General features: G+C 40.3%; 15 protein-coding genes. 6 read left to right on the forward strand and 9 right to left on the reverse strand.

What is annotated here, in order from left to right; translation table 11 throughout:
• Positions 1-25: 25 nt before the first annotated feature.
• Together FLM47_RS09310 and FLM47_RS09315 are read left to right on the forward strand one after the other, a co-directional pair.
• Complete coding sequence (locus FLM47_RS09310) at positions 26-913, forward strand: LysR family transcriptional regulator (RefSeq protein WP_138609418.1); 888 nt, start codon at positions 26-28, stop codon at positions 911-913.
• Positions 914-967: 54 nt separating this feature from the next.
• Complete coding sequence (locus tag FLM47_RS09315; protein WP_178956237.1) at positions 968-1732, forward strand: YdcF family protein; 765 nt, start codon at positions 968-970, stop codon at positions 1730-1732.
• Positions 1733-1852: 120 nt separating this feature from the next.
• Here FLM47_RS09315 and FLM47_RS09320 read toward each other — a convergent pair whose 3' ends face one another.
• Positions 1853-2428, reverse strand: coding sequence for a DedA family protein (locus tag FLM47_RS09320; RefSeq protein WP_178956238.1), 576 nt, complete (start codon positions 2426-2428; stop codon positions 1853-1855).
• 211 nt (positions 2429-2639) lie between these two features.
• Entirely contained in the window at positions 2640-3392 is a 753-nt protein-coding gene (locus tag FLM47_RS09325) for a Nif3-like dinuclear metal center hexameric protein (RefSeq protein ID WP_178956239.1), read from the reverse strand.
• A gap of 150 nt (positions 3393-3542) precedes the next feature.
• Here FLM47_RS09325 and FLM47_RS09330 point away from each other — a divergent pair, with 150 nt between their 5' ends.
• Positions 3543-3905 (forward strand): hypothetical protein, encoded by a 363-nt coding sequence (locus FLM47_RS09330; RefSeq protein WP_010388549.1) that lies wholly within the window; start codon positions 3543-3545, stop codon positions 3903-3905.
• Positions 3906-4068: 163 nt separating this feature from the next.
• Here the strand turns inward: FLM47_RS09330 and FLM47_RS09335 are convergent, their stop codons facing one another.
• From FLM47_RS09335 to FLM47_RS09365, 7 genes are all read right to left on the reverse strand, one after another.
• Positions 4069-7242: an amidohydrolase family protein gene (locus tag FLM47_RS09335; RefSeq protein WP_138622070.1), complete on the reverse strand. Its 3174-nt coding sequence runs from the start codon at positions 7240-7242 to the stop codon at positions 4069-4071.
• A 99-nt stretch (positions 7243-7341) separates the two neighbouring features.
• The gene (locus FLM47_RS09340) at positions 7342-8166 is read right to left on the reverse strand and encodes a M90 family metallopeptidase (protein ID WP_010388541.1); all 825 of its coding nucleotides are present in this window, start codon (positions 8164-8166) and stop codon (positions 7342-7344) included.
• A 139-nt stretch (positions 8167-8305) separates the two neighbouring features.
• Complete coding sequence (locus FLM47_RS09345) at positions 8306-9514, reverse strand: M23 family metallopeptidase (protein WP_178956240.1); 1209 nt, start codon at positions 9512-9514, stop codon at positions 8306-8308.
• A gap of 210 nt (positions 9515-9724) precedes the next feature.
• A complete protein-coding gene (locus tag FLM47_RS09350; RefSeq protein ID WP_178956241.1) occupies positions 9725-12613 on the reverse strand; it encodes a ligand-binding sensor domain-containing diguanylate cyclase in 2889 nt (962 codons plus the stop codon).
• Between the two features lie 110 nt (positions 12614-12723).
• Positions 12724-13386, reverse strand: coding sequence for a CatA-like O-acetyltransferase (locus FLM47_RS09355; protein WP_178956242.1), 663 nt, complete (start codon positions 13384-13386; stop codon positions 12724-12726).
• Between the two features lie 151 nt (positions 13387-13537).
• Positions 13538-14578, reverse strand: coding sequence for a Glu/Leu/Phe/Val dehydrogenase (locus FLM47_RS09360; RefSeq protein WP_178956243.1), 1041 nt, complete (start codon positions 14576-14578; stop codon positions 13538-13540).
• Between the two features lie 431 nt (positions 14579-15009).
• Positions 15010-16536 (reverse strand): fumarate hydratase, encoded by a 1527-nt coding sequence (locus FLM47_RS09365; RefSeq protein ID WP_010388533.1) that lies wholly within the window; start codon positions 16534-16536, stop codon positions 15010-15012.
• A gap of 166 nt (positions 16537-16702) precedes the next feature.
• Here FLM47_RS09365 and pabB point away from each other — a divergent pair, with 166 nt between their 5' ends.
• The 3 genes from pabB (at position 16703) to FLM47_RS09380 (ending at position 20107) form a co-directional block, all read left to right on the forward strand.
• Positions 16703-18061 carry an aminodeoxychorismate synthase component I gene (gene pabB, locus FLM47_RS09370; RefSeq protein ID WP_178956244.1) on the forward strand — a complete coding sequence of 453 codons (1359 nt, stop codon included), beginning with the start codon at positions 16703-16705 and terminating at the stop codon, positions 18059-18061.
• Entirely contained in the window at positions 18054-18629 is a 576-nt protein-coding gene (locus FLM47_RS09375; RefSeq protein WP_054201137.1) for a CoA pyrophosphatase, read from the forward strand. Before pabB ends, FLM47_RS09375 begins: the two co-directional genes overlap by 8 nt.
• A gap of 101 nt (positions 18630-18730) precedes the next feature.
• Positions 18731-20107 carry an L-serine ammonia-lyase gene (locus tag FLM47_RS09380; RefSeq protein ID WP_054201138.1) on the forward strand — a complete coding sequence of 459 codons (1377 nt, stop codon included), beginning with the start codon at positions 18731-18733 and terminating at the stop codon, positions 20105-20107.
• Positions 20108-20118: the final 11 nt, after the last annotated feature.

A 20118-nucleotide genomic window follows, 5' to 3' on the forward strand; every position in this document is an offset into this window, starting at 1 on the left:
ACCACAGCCATGAGATTTATTAAAGATGATTGACATTAAACACCTAAAAACTATAGCGACCCTCAAAGAAACGGGATCGTTAGTTAATACAGCCCGCGAGCTATTTTTAACTCAGTCAGCTTTATCGCATCAGATTAAAGATTTAGAAAATAAATTAGATTGCCAGTTGTTCGAACGAAAAACTCAACCAGTCCGATTTACACCTCAAGGTATGTTATTACTTGAATTGGCACACGAAATATTACCTAAGTTAGAAGCAACTAAATGCCGATTAAAGGAAAGTTTAAATCAGCCAATCTCACAACTGCGTCTAAGTGTTGAATGCCATGCATGCTTTCACTGGTTATTGCCTACTATTAAAGAATTTAATAATTTCTGGCCTGACATAAAGATTGATTACGAGCGTGGTTTTAGTTACGACGCCATCCCAGATTTATTAAATGATGAATTAGACCTAGTGCTTACATCAGATGTGCGTGAACCCGACAAACTAGAATACGCCCACCTATTTGACTTTAAACTTAAGCTAATAGTGGCGCCGGATCATGACTTAGCTAAAAAAGCCTACGTAACTGCGCTTGATTTAAAAAACGAAACTATTATTTCTTACCCTATTCCGCGTGAGCGCCAAGATATATTTAAGCATTTTATTCAAAATGCACGTTTTGACGGCACGCTTAAAACAGTTGATCAAGGCTTACTTATATTTCAATTAGTCAGTGCAGGTATGGGGGTAGCGGCCCTACCCGACTGGCTAGTTACCCCTTATGAAAGCCAGGGGTTAATTAAGTCAATTCCATTGGGCGCACTGGGTTTAACCCGCCCGATGTACTTAGCGATGAAAAAAGAGATGAAAGACAATCCAGTTTACCGTCACTTTTTAAACACCTGTAAATTAAATAACGGTCGATAAATCTTAAGCTTATGAGTAACATATTGGTAAATATATTCAACTGTGTTACTCATTATGTTTGAACTTAAAAAAATACTGGGCGGCTTACTTATGCCGTTACCTTTACTGGGCTTGCTTAGTCTGATACTACTTATTTTTGCACTCAAACAACGAAAGCGTGTTATTACCTTATCTTTTTTGAGTCTCGCAACCTTATTACTTGCCAGCACGCCTTGGTTTGCCAACTTATTGATTAAACATAATCAACCTACTTCATTGGCTTTTAATTTCCTTAAGCACCCCAAAATAGACAAAATTGTGGTGCTTGGCTGTGATATAAACCCTAACCCGGCACTCAGCGCTAACAGTCAGCTAGGAAATTGTGCATTAACACGTTTAGTGGAAGGCATTAGGCTCGCAAATATATATCCGCGAGCTCAGCTAATTGTATCGGGTGGGGGTTATGAAAAAATCACCAACAGCGCACTCATGTATAAAACGGCAATTAGCTTGGGTATTAATAAAAATCGTATTGTACAAAATCCAAACGCAATGGACACAGCGCAAGAAGCCGCATTTTTAGCCTCAAAACTTGTCGACTATAATACCGCTTTAGTTACCTCTGTAAGTCATATGCCCAGAGCAATAAATTTATTCAATGCACAAGGTGTCGCAGCAATCCCAGCAGCAACTGACTACCACAACTTTGCCGCTTACCCGCGGTACAAGCAACTCATACCCAACGCAAAAGCATTATTAGTGGTAACTCAATTTGCCCATGAAGTTGTCGGTGATGCATGGATAAAAATACGTCGTACAATAAATCCGGAAGCTCTTTGATTTATTAAATCTTTATTTAGCTAAATATATTATCCCCCTGAAAAACTGCGGTAATTAGTTTATTAACAGGGGGTATTAAAAAATAAAAAACACGATTAGCTATAAACAAGCCTATATTTGTTATTGTTGATGGGTTTTAACCTCTGCAGCCTGGTTCCAAAGACGATACAGTGTGAGCAAGAATACACAAAGAAATAATAAACTGAGGGCTGTTAGGTTCTCAACCCCTAAAGAATCAAAGGTAGCGCCAAAAGTAAAGCCTCCACCAACTAAAACAACGACCCAAACCAGTGCAGAGCATGCGTTTAATAGGCTAAAACGGCGCCAACTAATCGAGGTGAGCCCAATCGGTAGAGCACCAATAGTACGAAGCCCTTTTGGATACCGATATAAAAAAATGTAGGCAGTGCCATAACGATTTGCAAGCTCAGTGGCTCTTTTAAATAACCGACCTAGTCGGTTTGGCTTTTCAAGCCATGTAGTGCCATATGTTCTTGCGAGAGCAAATCGTAATTCATCCCCCAAATATCCGCCCGTAAAAGCTACCAGAGCAACATAACCAACATCAAGTGCACCGGTATGTGCAGCATAGCCTGCAAATAAGGGTAACCACCCACTTTTTAAAGCACAATAACCAAAAAGTAACAAATAAACCAACAACCCATATTGCTGTATTAAATCCAACATGCCTTCCATTTTATACCTTTATGTTGAATTGCCTGGCGGCGAGAAAATAACATTTTAATTTAAACGGGATAATTGCAGCGAAAGATCTGTTATGTACCAATGCAATAGAAGCTTCCTTTGGCTTGATAAAGTAGTTAGTTTTTTTTGAATATTTTAAATAACCTACTCAGGATAAATGATGAGTAGGTTATATTAATGACATTGCTTTTACAGCAAGCGTTTACACTGGGTTATCTATATCAATAAATGTTACGTCAAAACTATATTGCTCTGCGAGAAGCTCTCCCAGCGCTTTAATACCGTATCGCTCAGTGGCATGGTGGCCTGCAGCAAAAAAGTCGATATTTTGTTCACGTGAACTGTGAATAGTTTGCTCTGATGCCTCACCGGTTAAGTAAGCATCTAACCCCTGCTCGGCTGCTAAGTCAATATACCCTTGCCCACCACCAGTGCACAGCGCAATGGTTTCAATTTTATCATTACGCACTAAACTTGTCAGTGGCTCGCGATTGAGTACTTGGCCTATTTTTTTAGCAAATTCGCACCCCGTTATCGGCGTTTTTAACCGTCCTCTCATTGCGACACTGTTGTTAATTGGCTCTAAACCCACCTCAATTTCAATATCCAGTAATTGCGCTAGTTGAGCGTTATTGCCAATTTCAGGGTGAATATCTAATGGCAAATGATAAGCAAATAAATTAATGTCGTTAGCTAAAAGCGCAGCCACACGACGTTTTTTCATGCCAGTAATTGGTTGCGACTCACCTTTCCAAAAATAGCCATGGTGTACCAAAATAGCATCGGCATTTTTTTCAATGGCGGCATCAATAAGTGCTTGGCTTGCTGTAACACCGGTTACTATGGTGCGTATCTCATCTTTACCTTCTACCTGAAGCCCGTTTGGACAAAAATCGTTAATGGTTTCTGGTTTCAATAACGTGTTTAACAGTTGATTAAATTCTCTACGTTGCATACTACTTACCTTACTTTGCACTGAATTTTGTACAAATTTTGGCGGTTATGCGCTAAAAATGAAAGGAAAATCGCAAAAAATTGAAAAACAGTTCTAAAATAGGTATAAATACCTCTTCTTTATCTGTGAAAACAACGTATAGGGTCTCTGATGAGCAAACTAGACAAAACAGAAGTGTTATCTGCCTTTGAAGCTGCATATGAAGCTGCCAACGGTAAAAAACCTGAAATAACAACTAAACCTGGCTGGTACAGCGTTGATGGTGGCAAGAATATGCGCCTAGCTGATGTAGCAGAGCTGACTAAAGAATTAAGCTCTGGAAAGTCTACAAAAAAAGCTGCAGTAAAAGCACCCGCTAAAAAAACTAAAAAAGCTGCTCCTGTAAAAGCACAGAAAAAAGCGCCTTTCACCGTGATCACTGAGAACGAAGAAGGTTACACAGCAGAAGAGCTTTGGATAGTAGAGCTTGCTCGTAAAGATCACGACTGTCGCCTACCGCGCGGTGTAGTGTAATTTACTGAGTGCTCAGTTTAAAAGAAACCGCGTTAAGCGGTTTTTTTTATGCCCGTCACTTGTTATTAACTACATAATAATTAATCTGAGCTCTAGCTGTTTAGATAAATACAGCATAAAAAAAGCGACCGACTAGCCGCTTTTTTATCAGTAAGCCTATACATTATTCAAAAAATAATGGGGCACGTTGTTTTTTACCAACTTCGTTCATCGTTGCTGCGTCGAACAAGCGGCCGTTGATCATGGTGTAATCAATTTTGTCTGAATCGCGGATGTTTTTCAGTGGGTCGCCATCAATAACCATTAAATCTGCCAGTTTACCGACTTCTAATGAGCCTACGTTTTTATCTAAACCTAGGTATTTAGCAGGATCGAGCGTTGATGCTCGAATAGCCTCAAGCGGCGTCATACCACCTTGAGCAAACATCCACATTTCCCAGTGCGCACCTAAACCTTCACGCTGACCATGTGCACCTAAATTAACCAGTACACCTAAATCTTGTAGTTCAGCTGCCACACGTGCATTGTTAAAGTGGTTATAGTGATGATCAGGCGCTTTAACACGACGCATTGAACGTGGTAATAATTGATTTTTTGGCACAAACTTGCTCAATCGAGGATGATTCCACACATCAGTTTTATCGTACCAGTAGTTTTCACCCCAAATACCGCCATAGGCAACCACCAATGTAGGCGTATAACCTACATCACTTTGTGACCACAACTGCTTAATATCATCATAAATATGTTCAACCGGAATGGAATGCTCAATCCCTGTATGCCCATCAACCACCATACTCAAGTTATGTTGTAATAATGAGCCCCCTTCTGGCACTACCATCATTTCAAGTTCACGACCAGCCTCAATCACTTGCTGACGCTGCTCTCTGCGAGGTTGGTTATAAGACTTAACACTAAACGCCCCTACTTTTTTCAAGCGTTCTAAATGAAATTTAGCATCATCTAATGAATCAATATGCGAAGTATAACCAGGCATATTCGCGCCATATAAAATAGTACCAGTAGAAAAAATACGCGGGCCGACAATCATACCGGCTTTTTGCATTTCACTGGCAGTGAATATTTCAGTGGTGTCGTTTGATGGATCGTGGATGGTGGTAACACCTAGCGCAAGGCCTGCAAAGTTTTTCCAGTTTTGTTGTGGGATAATTTCATCGCTTGCTTGTGAGCCATGTGCATGTGCATCAACCATACCAGGCATAATTGTTTTGCCTGTTACATCAACAATCTCAGCATTTTTTGGAATGCTAATATCTGCAGCAGAGCCAATAGCTTTAATATGTTTACCATCGGTAACAATAACGCCATTTTCAATGACTTTTTCGCCGTCCATGGTAATAATTTTTGCGCCAGTTAAGGCAATCATGCCTTCTGGTTCAGCCATTTTTTTGCTAAAACCAATGTTAGTCCCGCTTTTGACTTTAACCCCTTGGTCATCGGCTTTATTAATAGCAAACATTCCCTCTAAACTGGCATGGTATAGCTCAGGGCCAAGTGTCCAATAGAGTTTATTGCTGTTGGCACTCCAGCTAATATTTTCACCAGCACGAACAGATAATTGCTCAATTGGAAATTGGCTGTCTTTAGGCCCAATATTAATGGTCTTACCACGCTCAACAAACGGTGTTACAAACACTTTAAAGCGCTCTGCAAATGCTAAGTACTCACCATCAGGCGATACCCTAAATTCAGTGGCATGCTCTGATTCATAGAGTTTGCGCACTTTTTTACTTTCAAGCTCAACCACACTTAACGTTGGTTTAGGCCATGGGCTCATAATATAAACACGGTCATTGGCACTACCAAACTGCGGTTGATAACCACTTTTAGAAATTAGTTCACTCTTACCGCCTTTAGCACTGACACTGTAAACCCCAGGGTGCAGTGACCATTTAGGATTTAAAATACTGCCACCACTGGCTTTACGATAAACTACAGTTTTGCCATCAGGGCTAAAGGTAGGCTCTACATATTTACCCGGTTCATCGGTAATCGTATCGCCGCGACCACTTCGTGCAGAGACAACGCGCACTGTGCCTTGTTCGTTATCGTCCCACGTGGTGTAGACAATTTTTTTACCATCACGCGAGTACTGTGGAAATAACTCATAATGATCGGTTTGCTTGGTTAAACGTTTGATTTTTCCTGAGTCTAAATCGCGTTTATAAATATGACCCAGTGCTTCAAACAATGCCGTTTCACCATCTGGGCTAATTTGTACATTTCGCAGCATTTTTACATCAAATTCTTCAGTATCGATATTTTGAGTAAAGCGCACCGCTTTTTGAATTTTTTTCGTGGTGTCTATTTTGAATGCAATATCGCTGACAGATTTATCATCGACATTGAGTTTATGAATGGTGCCACCAGCCCAAAATACTAACTCTTCATTATCTGGTGTCCACGCAATTGTTGGGTATACCCCATGAATAGCCCATGTTTCTTGCATATCGCGCTCTAGCTTGTCATATAGCTTGGTATGCTCACCGCTGGTTAAATCGTATAAGTACAAGCTAGTTTGAAAGTCATCACGCTTTACATAGGCAAGTTTTTTACCATCAGGTGACGGAGTTGGTCTGATTGCCCCACCCATACCACTAATAATCGTTTCTATTTCACCGGTTTCACGATCATAGCGCTTAATTTTATAAATACCCGCAACCGAATCTTTTGAGTAATGAAAGGTTTTACCTGGGGTGGCATCATGAGAAAAATAAACATAACGGCCATCAGGTGAAAACATCGGCTCACCTAAATCTTTTTGATCGTTTTCACGTTTAGTCAGTTGTACCCCTTTACCACCCGCTTTGTGATAAAGCCAAACTTCACCCGCGCCCAAAGAACGACTGGCGGTAAAGTGCTTACGTGCAACTAAATAATCGCCATCAGGGCTCCATGCCGGGCTATTAAGTAAACGAAACGTTTCGTCCGTTACTGCAGTTTGATTCTCGCCATTAACGTCCATAACCCAAATATTATCACCGCCCCCCTGATCTGAGGTAAATGCGATATGTTTACCATCTGGGCTAAAACGCGGCTGCATTTGCCATGCGATATCTGAGGTTATTTGAGTGGCTTTACCACCACTCATTGGCATAGTGTAAATATCGCCCAGTAAGTCAAATACTAAGGTTTCTCCATCAGGGCTTATATCTACATTCATCCATGTGCCTTGCTCTACACTAATAGAAGCATCTACAAATTGCCCTTTTGGTGAATCAACTTGCCATTTTTTTTCATCTGTTTGCTCTGCGTGTACTTGACCCAATGCCAATGAAACTGATAACGCAAGCGCTGTTTGCAGCATTTTCTTCATGCTTATCTCACTTATTATTGTTGCTGTGTGTTGCTCTATTACATGATTGCAACAAAAACGCTAGCAAGTTACCAGCGTAATAGGATGAAGTGCATAAAATTAATGCCAAACAATAGGATCAAATTGATAAAAATCTACCAGCAAACGGTAAATTTCAGGGTCATCGCGGCGTAAATCTGCGGGTTTTTCTAAGAACGTTTCGGTGATCACCGCAAAAAATTCTGCCTCATTTGTGGCTCCGTAGCTATGAATAACATGCGGCATGTTATAAGCAACGTGTGTTTTTAACTGCGAAAACGCTCGGCTAAATACCTTGCCCCATTGTTGATAGTGAGTCTGTGATGTAAGTAATGGCGTGCCGGTGGTTTTACCGGTCTCTTGATCAAGTTGATGCGCAAACTCATGAAACACTAAATTATGCCCGTCACTGGGTAAGCGGTTACCCTCAAGCACATCATGCCAGCTCAGCACCAGTGTGCCTCCTGGCCATGACTCACCTTGCCTTACGGTATTATGAAAACTAACAAGTCCTGCGTTATCGCGACTTGATTGAGGCGCATAATAGGCGCTGGGATAGAGTAAAATTTCCTTCACGTTTTTATACAAAGGCCAAGGTTTATTTAGTACCAGCAGGCAAGCATCGGCGGCAATAATGAGTTTCATTGCTTCAGTTAGTTGCAACCCATCACAGCCAACAAAGCGCTTTTCATTTAAAAACCACACAATATGACGAGCCAACTTGGCTCGATCTGCATCAGTCATTTTGTTATAAATTGGCATAGCCCGCAGCAACAGCGCATGCTGTTGTGGGCTTAATGATAAATGACTGTATTTACGGCGCCACAGAGTATTTTGAATATCAGGCCAACGCCAAAAAATAACGACAAACGCAAAAAGTAAGAAAATCAATAATCCGTTTACCATTTAATAGCCCTATAATTATCTATACAGTATTAATTGGTCCATAAAACTAGAATTCAATTATTTAACACTAAATAAAAAGCCACACATCTGTTAGAGCGTGGCCTTTTCTTTAACAAGTGAACTGTTTATTTATATCATTCTAGCGATACAAAGGCTGCCATGCACATGTACGATAGCCATATCGTTCAAAATAGAAACGATTACAGTTGGTGTCATAATTACTTGAGCCAACATCAATGCGATGCTCACTTATATATTTATTATGCAGAGAAACCTGTTGCCCATTATACAATAAAGTAAAGTGGACATGAGGACCTGATGATTGGCCGCCCTCACACAATGCTTGATTATAATTATTTGCATAGCGACCTAACCATGCACCAGGTTGAACATAATCACCACTGCTATATTGAAGGTTTGACATGTGGTAGTAGTTGGTTGAATAGCCACTGGCGTGTGTTACTCGAATATTGCAGGAAGAAAAGCGAGTTACCGTTCCGCCATGCGCAGCTTGAACAAACGGAGTATTAGCGCCCCAGCCACCAGAGCCATTGTTAAAATCAAGTGATGAGTATGGGTAGCCAGAACCTGTATTTGAGTGAGCGCCACCACTGTACCAATAGCCAGACGGCCACGGTAAATTCATTTCAAAACTAGCGGCTAAAAGTTGCTTTTCATTATTTTGATCTACACTATTCAATGAACGTTGCAATTGACTAGTGTTACTAGGAAATACACGGTCAAACGTAGCTAAAAACTCAGTCAAAGTCTGTTGATTATTTTTAGAGTTTGATGCCAGTCTATCGCTATCTGCAAACAGACTTACTAGAGCCGCAGTTGCAGCTGTGCTACTCGTAGTTTGGGTTGCCTGATTGCGTTTTTTTAACTTATCTTGTGACTCTTGCCACTGCTTATATGCATAAAAGCGTTGACTTAATTTCATCACTACGTCTTTTACTTGCGCATCAAAACCATGCTTGTCTGTTATACCAGCTAAAGGGTTCTCAATATCAGCATTTGGGTTTGAAAGTAAGCCACTTTGTTGCTCTATCAGCGCTAAAATTACTTTTGGATTAATACTGGTATAACCTGCCCAGTGTAAAATGAGCTCTTTTTTATCTTCAATTGCTGACGCATGCAAAGAAAAAAAGTTATCCCAATCTTCGTTTAATAATGAGTCATTAAACACAAATTGCGTATCATCAATAGTCAGTAAAGAGTTAAGCTTGAGTGATGCTAAAGCCTGTTTAGTAAACAAAAAGTCATCATGCTTATCGCCTTCTGCTAATACCACGGGTGAGGCCCCTAGAAGACTTGCGAATGTAATATTAATTATCTTGTTTTTCATCTTATATTCCTTAAGTAAAAAGCAAAAAAACCCCTAATGGGTACACAAGGTATAGCACCCAAATTAAAATAAAGTTAATTAATATTACTTATGCTTACATATAATTACTTAATGAATTAACTTAACCTACACAAATAATAAAGAAGTTGAAATTCTCTATATGATAAAAGCTGTCGGAAAAAACGATTTAACGCATTAAAGCAGCTCTTTTTAGGAAGCTATGCACTCAACCCTATTTCGGCCATTGTTTTTTGCCTTGTATAAAGCTTGATCAGCACGAGATAATAACCGATCATAATCATCGACGTTATCTGAGTCAGAAACACCAAAGCTCACGGTTACGCTAAGCCCTTGGGCAATAGACGAAAAGTCTTTATTTTCAATTTCTTTGCGTAATTGTTCACATAATTTCTGTGCTTGCACAGTATTCATGTCAGGAAATACAAATGTGAATTCTTCACCGCCCCAACGAGCCACTTCTTGCTCGCCTTCACAATGCGCTTTAAGAATATTGGCGACTTCACATATAACCTGATCGCCAATCAAATGAGACCAACCATCATTAATGCGTTTAAAGTGGTCAATATCCATAATGGCAATCGCAAGCGGAGTATTACGCGCTTTAAAATCTGTAAAGTTGTCGGCCAGCCAACCATCAAATGCACGGCGATTCGGTAAGTCGGTGAGCTGATCATGGGTAGCTTGATAAGCAAAGGCACTAGCTTGCTCTTGCAGTGCTTGGGTTTGCTTCACCACTCGGCTAGTTAGCTCTTTTTCTACTTGCTTATAGCGATACAAGCGATAACGATATGCACTATATATGACAACCACAAAAATAAAAAACACCACTAGCTTAAAGCTGGTTTTTTGCCAAAAATGCGATTGAATTTCAAAATGAATCACTTTGTCATTTTGCTGCCAATCGGTATTAGGATAGGCAGAACGCACTGCAAATGAATATTTACCCGCGGGTAAATTAGTATATTCAGCTGTTGCAATATGAAAACGATCAACCCATTCATCGTTAAAGCCTTTCATTTTTGTTTGAAAGTTTAATCGCTGCGGCATGATAAAACTTAAGCCCGCATAATGGAACGACAGTCGTGTAACTCCAGGTGGCAAAACAAGTGTGTCACCATCAACAGGCAATAACATGGGTTTACCATCTACAGAAAAACTTTCTACAATAGTTGGTAACGGTATCTCGGTGGCTTCTTTTAATCGTGCGGGTTTAACCGTACTCACCCCTTTTGCGGTGGCAAACCAAATAGTACCATCTGAATGCGCTGTAGCCGAAGGCGTTGACCCTCCATTGGCTTGCGCACTGAGCATGCCATCGCCCTCATCGTATAATTGAAAAGCTAGCGTCTGACTACCTTTTGTAGCTGAATCTAGCAGCTGATTAACCTGCTTATAATTAACTTCAATAATGCCACGGTTACTTGATAGCCAAAGTGAATCTTTAAAGGGCACAATTTGAAAAAGCTTATCAACCGGTAATCCTAACTCCCTCCCTAAAATAGTCATATGGCCATTTGAATGTTGATAACGCAATAAACCTCTATCGGTCGCCATCCAGGTATATTTATCGTCAATATAAAAGCCAAACGCATATTTAGCCAAAAACGCTTCAGGGAACTGAATTGGTTGAAATTTCTCCGTATTGGTATTATAAACTACTACGCCATTGCCAGTTCCTATCCAAATATTTGCCCTCTTATCTTCACTCAAAGCTAGAATAAAGCCACTCGGCAACTCTTTCTCATTAGTAAATTGGTCTAAGCTGCCGTCGGTATTAACTCGCGTTAACCCCATGGCTGAACCTACCCATAAACGATTTTTTGAATCAAAAAGTAACGATCGTACTTCATTACTACCAAGGCCATTATCACGATTTAAGTAAGGTACAAGCTCGTTATTAACCACCTTCAACACACCTGAAGTGTATGTACCGACCCAAACATCACCTTGGCTTTGTTCAAGTAAGCTCAATACTGAATAAGGAGAGCCTTGCTTAGTACCTTTAAGATGGGTAATTTTATTGTTTTGCAGCCGATCTAAGCCTGTACTCCCGCCTATCCATAAACTGCCATCAGAATGTGACAGTACCGTGCGTACATAATCGCTAGATAAGCCTCGCTTTTTTCCCCACGATGAAAACGGGGCTTCTCTTAACCTAAATACACCCGCGTTGGTCCCTACCCAAATACTGTTTTCTCTGTCTTGTAATAACGACAATATGCGGTTTGCAGGTAAGCCATTTTTAGCATCTAATTGCTCTATGCCATCAACACTGAGTCTAAATACCCCTTTATTAATAGTGCCAAACCACAAATCACCATGGTTATCTTCTAATAAACTAGAAATAGACTCTGCATTAAGCTGTGGATGGGGTGACTCAAACACATTGCCATTTAATACTCGCGCACCTCTTTCACTTCCAATAACAAGGCGTCCTTCACGGGTAATCAATAGAGTATATACAGGTGCATCTGGCAAACCATGATGTGGAGTCATCAATGTAGGCGTGTAATTAACTATTTTATACAGCCCATCACTGGTTGCCGCCCATATAATGCCCTGCTTATCTTCAATTATTCTGTAAGCACTGACGTTTTGTATTATTGGGATATCTTGAGTGCTTTTGGCAGGTCGATAAAACACACCATCATTTTCAAGTGCTAACCACAAATCCTCGTTTTTACTCTTAAATACGTGATTAACCATTGCTTGGGCGTTAGGTTGAGTGTCCCATTGTCGGTGCTGATATAAACTAATACCGCCGCGCGCTCCGGCTATGAGTAAGCCGCCATCGGATGTAGGAGTAAGCGCACGTACGCCTGAATCGGGCAAATCAGTAATTTCTGAGCGGGTAAATAGTTTAAATTCTTGACCGTTAAAGCGGGCAAGCCCTTCCCAAGTAGCCACCCATAAATAGCCATCTTGTGTTTGTGCAAGGCTATTAATGCTATTGTGAGGAAGGCCCGAACGGGTATTCCACGTTTCAAAAAAATAATCGCGCAACGGCAGCCGAGTCTGTTGCTGAGCATTAACAGTAAAAATCACCAACAAGAAACATAAAATCACCAAGCGATTCATCAGACACTGCCTTTATAATTATTAGTTTTTATATTTGAGTAAATTCAAGGTGAAAATTTAATTAGAAAACATCACCAACAAATAATAACATAAGATTTACAACTTTTTCATTAAGTATTATCACTCAAACTATCAAATGTATGTTGCAATCGTTGGATGAACTTAGCCACATGTAGTCCATCTAATAACGCATGATGGACATCAATTGATAGTGGCATTTCGCCTGTATCGGGGTTGTATTGACCAAACACAAATTTAGGGATGCCACAGCTTTGGCCCTGGGTAAACGCATGCGAAAAGCTGCTAAAGTTTAACCAAGGTAAAACAGAAACGTGAATTAAATCAGCTTGTCCTTCAGTTGCTGCAAAGGCATCAGAAAACAGCGGGTTTAACCTTGCTTCATGACTAATCGCTTTTGCTTTATTAGCAAACTCATTTAACGAGTTTTGCTGTTTAAAATAACTAAAGCGAAACGAGTCATCATCGGCAAGCTCAACCACACTCGCGCGCGTGGTGTTTAAATAATAAGGTTTTTGATTAACAATACGCAGCATCATCGGCTCATACTCATGACATGCTTTTAATAAGCAATAAACATAACCATGAAAAAAAGCACGATTAGTTTGTTTACACGCGGTATATAACTTTTTAGCACTGAGCTTTACACAAACATTAAAATAAGGCTGAGTGAAGTTTTGAAACAATTCAAAATGTTGTTTGCGCGGCCACTGATCAAAATCAATAGCCCGAAGAGATAAATCGGCAGAAGACATAAAGTATACACAGAGCAAAAGTAAAATTTTACCTCGCTTTGCCTGTATTCGCATTAATTAAAATGATGCTTTGGGTGTAGTTATACCAAAGTCTTATATAGGCATAAAAAAAGGAGCGATAGTCGCTCCTTAGTTGAACTAAATAAAAAACTTAAAGTCCGTTTTCAATAATTTCTTGAGCAAGTTCATCAGCAATTAAATGCGTTGATTTTTGTTCTTTTTCACTACGGGTAAATATTTCGCTTAATGTATCGAAAATTTTCTCTACGTGTTTATTAGACGCCTCTTTACTGTAACCTTCAGGCGCTGTTTCGTAATACACGTTAATAATACCGCCTGCATTTATTACATAATCTGGTGCGTATAAAATACCTTTTTCACGTATAATTTCACCATGGCGTGATTCTGCAAGCTGATTATTTGCACAACCTGCAACAATAGTCGCTTTTAAGCGAGGGATTGTTGTGTCATTAATAGTGGCACCTAACGCACAAGGCGCATATACATCAACATCTAAGTCGTATATTTCATCAATACCAACCGCTGTTGCACCAAAATCGTTGACTACACGCTCAACTGCAGCTTGGTTAATATCAGTAACAAATAATTGTGCACCAGCTTCAGCCAAATGCTTACATAATCCATAAGCTACTGCACCTAATCCTTGCACAGCTACTTTAATGCCTGAAAAATCTTGAATGCCGCGTTGGTGATGAAGTGCTGCTTTCATACCTAAAAATGTGCCGTAAGCTGTAAATGGCGATGGGTTACCACTTTTGCCTTCAAGGCCTAGCACGTAATTTGTTTCTTTGTTCATCAAAGCAACATCATCACAGGTGATGTTTACGTCTTCTGCTGAGTAGTAACTGCCATTTAAACGCTCTAATTGACGACCAAATGCACGGAATAACTGTTCAGACTTGATCTCTTTTGCATTGCCAATAATAACTGACTTACCACCACCAAATGGCAAGCGTGCCACAGCATTTTTATAGGTCATCCCTTTTGATAAGCGCAATACGTCGTAAACTGCATCCTCATCGTTGGAATAATCCCACATTCTACAACCACCTACAGCTGGGCCTAAATTTGTGTTATGTACCGCAATAATAGCCTTTAAACCAGACGCTTTGTCTGAACAAAAAACCACTTGTTCATGGTTATCAAATTCAACTTGATTAAATACAACCACTTTAAATACTCCGAAAATAATGGGCCCTTTTGGGCAAGCACGCTACAAATTGACGAGACTTTATCACTTCAGTTGATGGTTCGCCACACTATGAGTAGATAAACCAAATAAACCGCACTCAATAGAAAAATAAAACGGTTTATCGCGATAAATAAGCATAAAAAATTTAATAATAATTATATTATTAAGTATAAAAGCTAAAAACGTCATCGCGATTAAAGTTTACGCTTACGTGAACGTCACTTTGAATTTATATGTAAACTTAATAGTACATCTTGAAAAAGAACACTACATCATAAAATACAATGGGTTATATAATATCTGTCTGCGCAGTATAAACTGGTCTGAGGTGTTTAAGTATCTGCAAATTTTAAAAATAAAAAAACGAGCACGGGGTGCTCGCTTTTATGATTGCTGTTTATACAGAAAACTTACTTCATTTTACTGTCTAGTTCTTCAATTTTTGCTTTCCAAATTGCAGGACCTTGGGTGTGAGCATTTTCACCTTCGCTGTCAACGGCTACCGTTACTGGCATATCTTCTACTTCAAATTCGTAGATAGCTTCCATACCTAAATCTTCAAAGGCAACAACACGTGCTTTTTTAATTGCTTTAGATACTAGATAAGCCGCACCGCCTACAGCCATTAAATACACTGACTGATGCTTTTTAATAGACTCAACCGTTGCAGGGCCACGTTCAGCTTTACCAATCATTCCCACGATGCCTGTTTTTTCTAACATCATGTCAGTAAATTTGTCCATACGAGTAGCCGTTGTCGGGCCTGCAGGACCTACTGCTTCATCGCCTACTGCATCCACAGGACCAACGTAGTAAATAAACTTGTTATCAAAATCAACACCTTCAGGTAAACCTTCCCCTGAGTTGATCATATCTTGCAGACGCTTATGAGCAGCATCTCGACCCGTTAAAATAGTACCTGAGAGTAAAACGGTTTCACCCATTTTCCATTCTTTAGTGTCTTCTTTAGTCAGGGTATCTAAATTAACACGGCGTGTGCCCTCACCGACTTCGAAAGTCACTTCTGGCCAGTCTTCTAATTTAGGTGCTTTTAAATTCGCAGGGCCTGAACCATCAAGCGTAAAGTGAACGTGGCGCGTAGCAGCACAATTTGGGATCATAACCACTGGCTTTGAAGCCGCGTGAGTTGGCGCCGTTTTAATTTTAATATCAACAACCGTGGTTAAACCGCCAAGACCTTGCGCACCAATACCTAATTTATTCGCACGTTCAAAAATTTCTAAACGCAGCTTTTCTTCTGTTGTTTCTGCGCCGCGCTCAATGAGTTCATGAATATCAACCGGATCCATTAATGATTCTTTCGCCATTACCGCTGCTTTTTCTGCAGTGCCACCAATACCTATGCCTAGCATACCTGGTGGACACCAACCCGCCCCCATTGTTGGTAACGTTTTTTCTACCCACTCGGCCACATCGTCAGATGGGTTTAACATCACCATTTTACTTTTGTTCTCTGAGCCACCACCCTTAGCAGCCACCATCACCTCAACTTTATCGCCTGCAACTAAGTCAATGTGTACAACTGATGGCGTATTATCTTTAGTATTTTTACGTGTTCCCGCAGGGTCGGCAACAATCGATGCACGCAATGGGTTATCTGGATTTAAGTACGCACGACGCGTCCCCTCATCTACCATTTGTTGTACTGTTAAGTCGGTTTTATCCCAATTAACATCCATACCTACTTTTACGAAACAGGTGATGATCCCAGTATCCTGACACAGCGGGCGCTTACCTTCTGCCGACATACGCGAGTTAATTAAGATTTGTGCAATCGCATCTTTAGCGGCTTTGCTTTGCTCTTTGTTATACGCTTTTTCTAGCGCTTGAACAAAATCAAGAGGATGATAAAACGAGATGTATTGCAAGGCATCTTCAATGCTATCAATAAAGTCTTGCTGACGAATTGTACTCATAGTGGTTCCTTAAGTTGTTGTTACGCACGCTGCACGTAAGCGATATCAAACCCGTGACGGTGGTTCGAACTGTTTTCAACCACAGCGCTCACTAAACGCTGCCAAATAAATTTGACTTATGATACCCTCCCAGCCCGTTTCGAGCCAGTTCTTAAAGGGATACTAAATGCTAAACAATAAAAAAAATTGTGTTGAATTAGCCATATCACAAAATTGTATAGAGGTATTTTCGCATTTTGCTCATTTGCCCTACGCCATTTTGCTAGATTCGGGTGATAGCGATCACATTAACAGTCGTTTTGACATAATTGCTATTGAGCCTCAAAGCACTCTGGAAGTTAAAAATAATCTAACCGTTTTTAATAACCAAGCGAGTGCTAAAAGCTGCTTTGAAATAATGAACGATGAATTAGCTAAGCTTGATACAACAAAAGCCGCCCACAATTTACCCTTTAACGGTGGCTGGCTTGGTTATTTTGGTTATGACTTAGGGCGTACCATAGAGCAACTGCCAAGCAGTGCTTTAAACGATATTGATTTACCACAAATGGCCGTTGGACTTTACCTTGATGCACTGATTTACGATAAACAACTGGATACTTGGTTTTATGTTTCGCAGCCCAATGTAAATCGTCTCTGGTTGTATCAGCAATATTTAACGCAACCACCTAAGCACGAAAGCTTTTCGCTTACATCACAGTGGCAGTCAAATATGAGTCAGAGGAGTTATAGCGAAAAGTTTGCAGCGATTGAAGAATACTTAAAAAGTGGTGATTGTTATCAAATTAACCTAGCGCAGCGTTTTAGCGCACATTACCAAGGGTCTCCTTGGGCGGCTTATGTTAAATTAACGCAGGCCAATAAAGCGCCTTTTTCTAGTTTTATAAATCATCCGCAAGGCGCTATTTTATCAATATCACCCGAGCGTTTTATTGCAGTGCACGACAACAAGGTAGAAACAAAACCTATTAAAGGCACGCTACCACGTAAAGCCGATGCTTTAGAAGATGCAAAACAAGCCACACTTCTGGAAAATTCCAGTAAAGACCGCGCTGAAAATGTAATGATAGTAGACCTGCTACGAAATGATTTAGGTAAAGTCGCAAAACCGGGCTCTGTTGTTGTACCTTCTTTATTTGCTATTGAAAGCTTTCCGGCAGTACACCATTTGGTAAGTACAGTTACATCCATCCTTGATGAAGGAAAAACAGCAGTCGATCAACTTGAAGCTGCATTCCCTGGAGGGTCTATTACCGGGGCACCAAAAGTGCGCGCAATGGAAATAATAGAAGAGCTGGAGCCACACAGACGCAGTATTTATTGTGGCTCTATTGGCTATATTAGCGCCTGCGGTAATATGGATACCAGTATTACCATTCGAACTTTAGTTACTCATCATCAGCAAATACATTGTTGGGCTGGCGGTGGCATTGTTGCTGATTCAAAAGTCGAATTGGAATATCAAGAAACATACGATAAAGTAAATAAAATACTCCCTATATTAAATGAAGGTCGCTTTGAATAGTGAAACCATTTCGGCTCGTTTTCAATTAAACCGCAGTTTAGCCGTGGATCAGCTCAAAGATAATAAAAAAAAGCGCGCCAGTGCAGTGATGCTACCTTTGATTGATATAGATAACGAAGCACATGTTTTATTGTGTAAGCGGCCAACCTATTTACATCACCACCCTGGGGAGATTTGTTTACCGGGTGGTAAATTTGAAATTAATGATGTTAACCTGCGCACTACGGCACTGCGTGAATTACATGAGGAGCTAAACATTCCCCCGCATAATGTTCAAGTTTTAGGCCAGCTGCCGGAATACTCTACCCTTACTGGATTTACTATACGTCCTTTTGTGGGCTTAATTAAAAAAGAAACGGTATGGGAGAACGATCATAACGAAGTACAAGCCAGCTTTTTACTCTCTATAAAAGCACTGAACAACGAAGCTAATTGGCAACCAATCCCCTTTGAACGTAATGGAAAAGCCCTAACTTTAAATGGCTTTATCACTCCTCACGGGCTTTTGTGGGGTGCCACAGCCAGCATTATTAAAAACTTTACAAAACAACTCGCCATACCAGTTTAAATCTTTGCTAATAAGGGTTACACACCTGCATTTCCACGTTATTATAGTCGACCGTTCAAAGAACAGCTTAATGCTGAGAAAACTAAGTAGAGACACACATTATGATCAGTGCATTTGACATGTTTAGCATTGGTATTGGCCCCTCATCGTCACATACCGTCGGCCCAATGCGTGCATCACGCTTATTTGTTAATGACCTAGATGAGCAACAACTATTAGCAAATGTAACCGATGTAAAAGTAGAGCTTTACGGCTCACTGGGGCAAACAGGTGTTGGTCATGGTTCGGGAAAAGCAGTGATCCTTGGCCTAGCCGGTTATGACCCTGAAACCATTGATGCCGATTTAGTGGACGATATTTTAGCAAAAATAGAAAATGAGCAGGTTATTTATCTAAACCAAACTCATAAAGCTAAATTCCCTAAACAAGGCGCTATTGTTTTTCATCGTAGAAAAACACTCCCTAAACATTCCAACGCAATGGAAATTATTGCCTATAACAATGGCGAAAAAGTATATAGCAAAGTTTACTACTCTATTGGTGGCGGGTTTATTGTTACAGATGAAGAGTTTGAAAAAGAAAAACAAGCGGCCTTAGATATTCGCGAAGAAAACCCTGCCCCGTTCCCGTTTGGAACGGCTAAAGAATTACTCGAAATGTGTAAAGAGTCGGGTTACAGCGTATCAACGTTAATGATGAAAAACGAAAAAACCTTACGCAGTGAAGAAGCCATAAAAGATGAATTATTTAATATTTGGCAAGTAATGAAAGCCTGTATTGAACGTGGTATGCGTACCGAAGGTATTTTACCTGGTGGTTTGAAAGTAAAACGCCGTGCACCAAGCTTATATTTAAAGCTCAATGTAGAAGTGAGTAACGATCCACTTCGTGCTATGGATTGGGTTGATTTATTCGCATTAGCAGTGAATGAAGAAAATGCAGCAGGCGGTCGTGTGGTTACTGCACCAACAAATGGTGCAGCTGGTATCCTACCAGCCGTATTAATGTACTATCATACTTTTATCAAAGAAGTTGATCGCGACATTGCTACTCGGTATTTATTAACCGCGGCCGCTATTGGTATTTTATACAAAAAAAATGCCTCTATTTCAGGTGCTGAAGTGGGTTGCCAAGGTGAAGTTGGTGTTGCCTGTTCAATGGCTGCTGGTGCGCTGACTGAAATTGTTGGTGGTAACGTGGTACACGTAGAAAATGCCGCTGAAATTGGCATGGAACATAACTTAGGATTGACCTGCGATCCAGTGGGCGGCTTAGTGCAGGTACCTTGTATTGAGCGTAATGCAATGGGCGCTATTAAAGCAATTAATGCTTCTCGTCTTGCTATTCGCGGTAGTGGAGAACAAAAAGTATCGCTTGATAAAGTAATTAAAACCATGCTCGATACCGGTAACGATATGAAAACAAAATACAAAGAAACCGCTCGCGGTGGATTAGCGGTTAACATTATCGAGTGCTAATTAGATAGCAT

The organism is Pseudoalteromonas sp. Scap06, assembly GCF_013394165.1.
Lineage (GTDB): Bacteria > Pseudomonadota > Gammaproteobacteria > Enterobacterales > Alteromonadaceae > Pseudoalteromonas.

Bases quoted from the DNA above. Each gene is read 5' to 3' on its own strand.
- FLM47_RS09380 (WP_054201138.1), top strand. From the start codon at position 18,731: ATGATCAGTGCATTTGACATGTTTAGCATTGGTATTGGCCCCTCATCG.
- FLM47_RS09340 (WP_010388541.1), bottom strand. From the start codon at position 8,166: ATGGTAAACGGATTATTGATTTTCTTACTTTTTGCGTTTGTCGTTATT.
- FLM47_RS09365 (WP_010388533.1), bottom strand. From the start codon at position 16,536: ATGAGTACAATTCGTCAGCAAGACTTTATTGATAGCATTGAAGATGCC.
- FLM47_RS09315 (WP_178956237.1), top strand. From the start codon at position 968: ATGTTTGAACTTAAAAAAATACTGGGCGGCTTACTTATGCCGTTACCT.
- FLM47_RS09335 (WP_138622070.1), bottom strand. From the start codon at position 7,242: ATGAAGAAAATGCTGCAAACAGCGCTTGCGTTATCAGTTTCATTGGCA.
- FLM47_RS09350 (WP_178956241.1), bottom strand. From the start codon at position 12,613: ATGAATCGCTTGGTGATTTTATGTTTCTTGTTGGTGATTTTTACTGTT.
- FLM47_RS09325 (WP_178956239.1), bottom strand. From the start codon at position 3,392: ATGCAACGTAGAGAATTTAATCAACTGTTAAACACGTTATTGAAACCA.
- pabB (WP_178956244.1), top strand. From the start codon at position 16,703: ATGCTAAACAATAAAAAAAATTGTGTTGAATTAGCCATATCACAAAAT.
- FLM47_RS09320 (WP_178956238.1), bottom strand. From the start codon at position 2,428: ATGGAAGGCATGTTGGATTTAATACAGCAATATGGGTTGTTGGTTTAT.
- FLM47_RS09330 (WP_010388549.1), top strand. From the start codon at position 3,543: ATGAGCAAACTAGACAAAACAGAAGTGTTATCTGCCTTTGAAGCTGCA.
- FLM47_RS09345 (WP_178956240.1), bottom strand. From the start codon at position 9,514: ATGAAAAACAAGATAATTAATATTACATTCGCAAGTCTTCTAGGGGCC.
- FLM47_RS09355 (WP_178956242.1), bottom strand. From the start codon at position 13,386: ATGTCTTCTGCCGATTTATCTCTTCGGGCTATTGATTTTGATCAGTGG.
- FLM47_RS09310 (WP_138609418.1), top strand. From the start codon at position 26: ATGATTGACATTAAACACCTAAAAACTATAGCGACCCTCAAAGAAACG.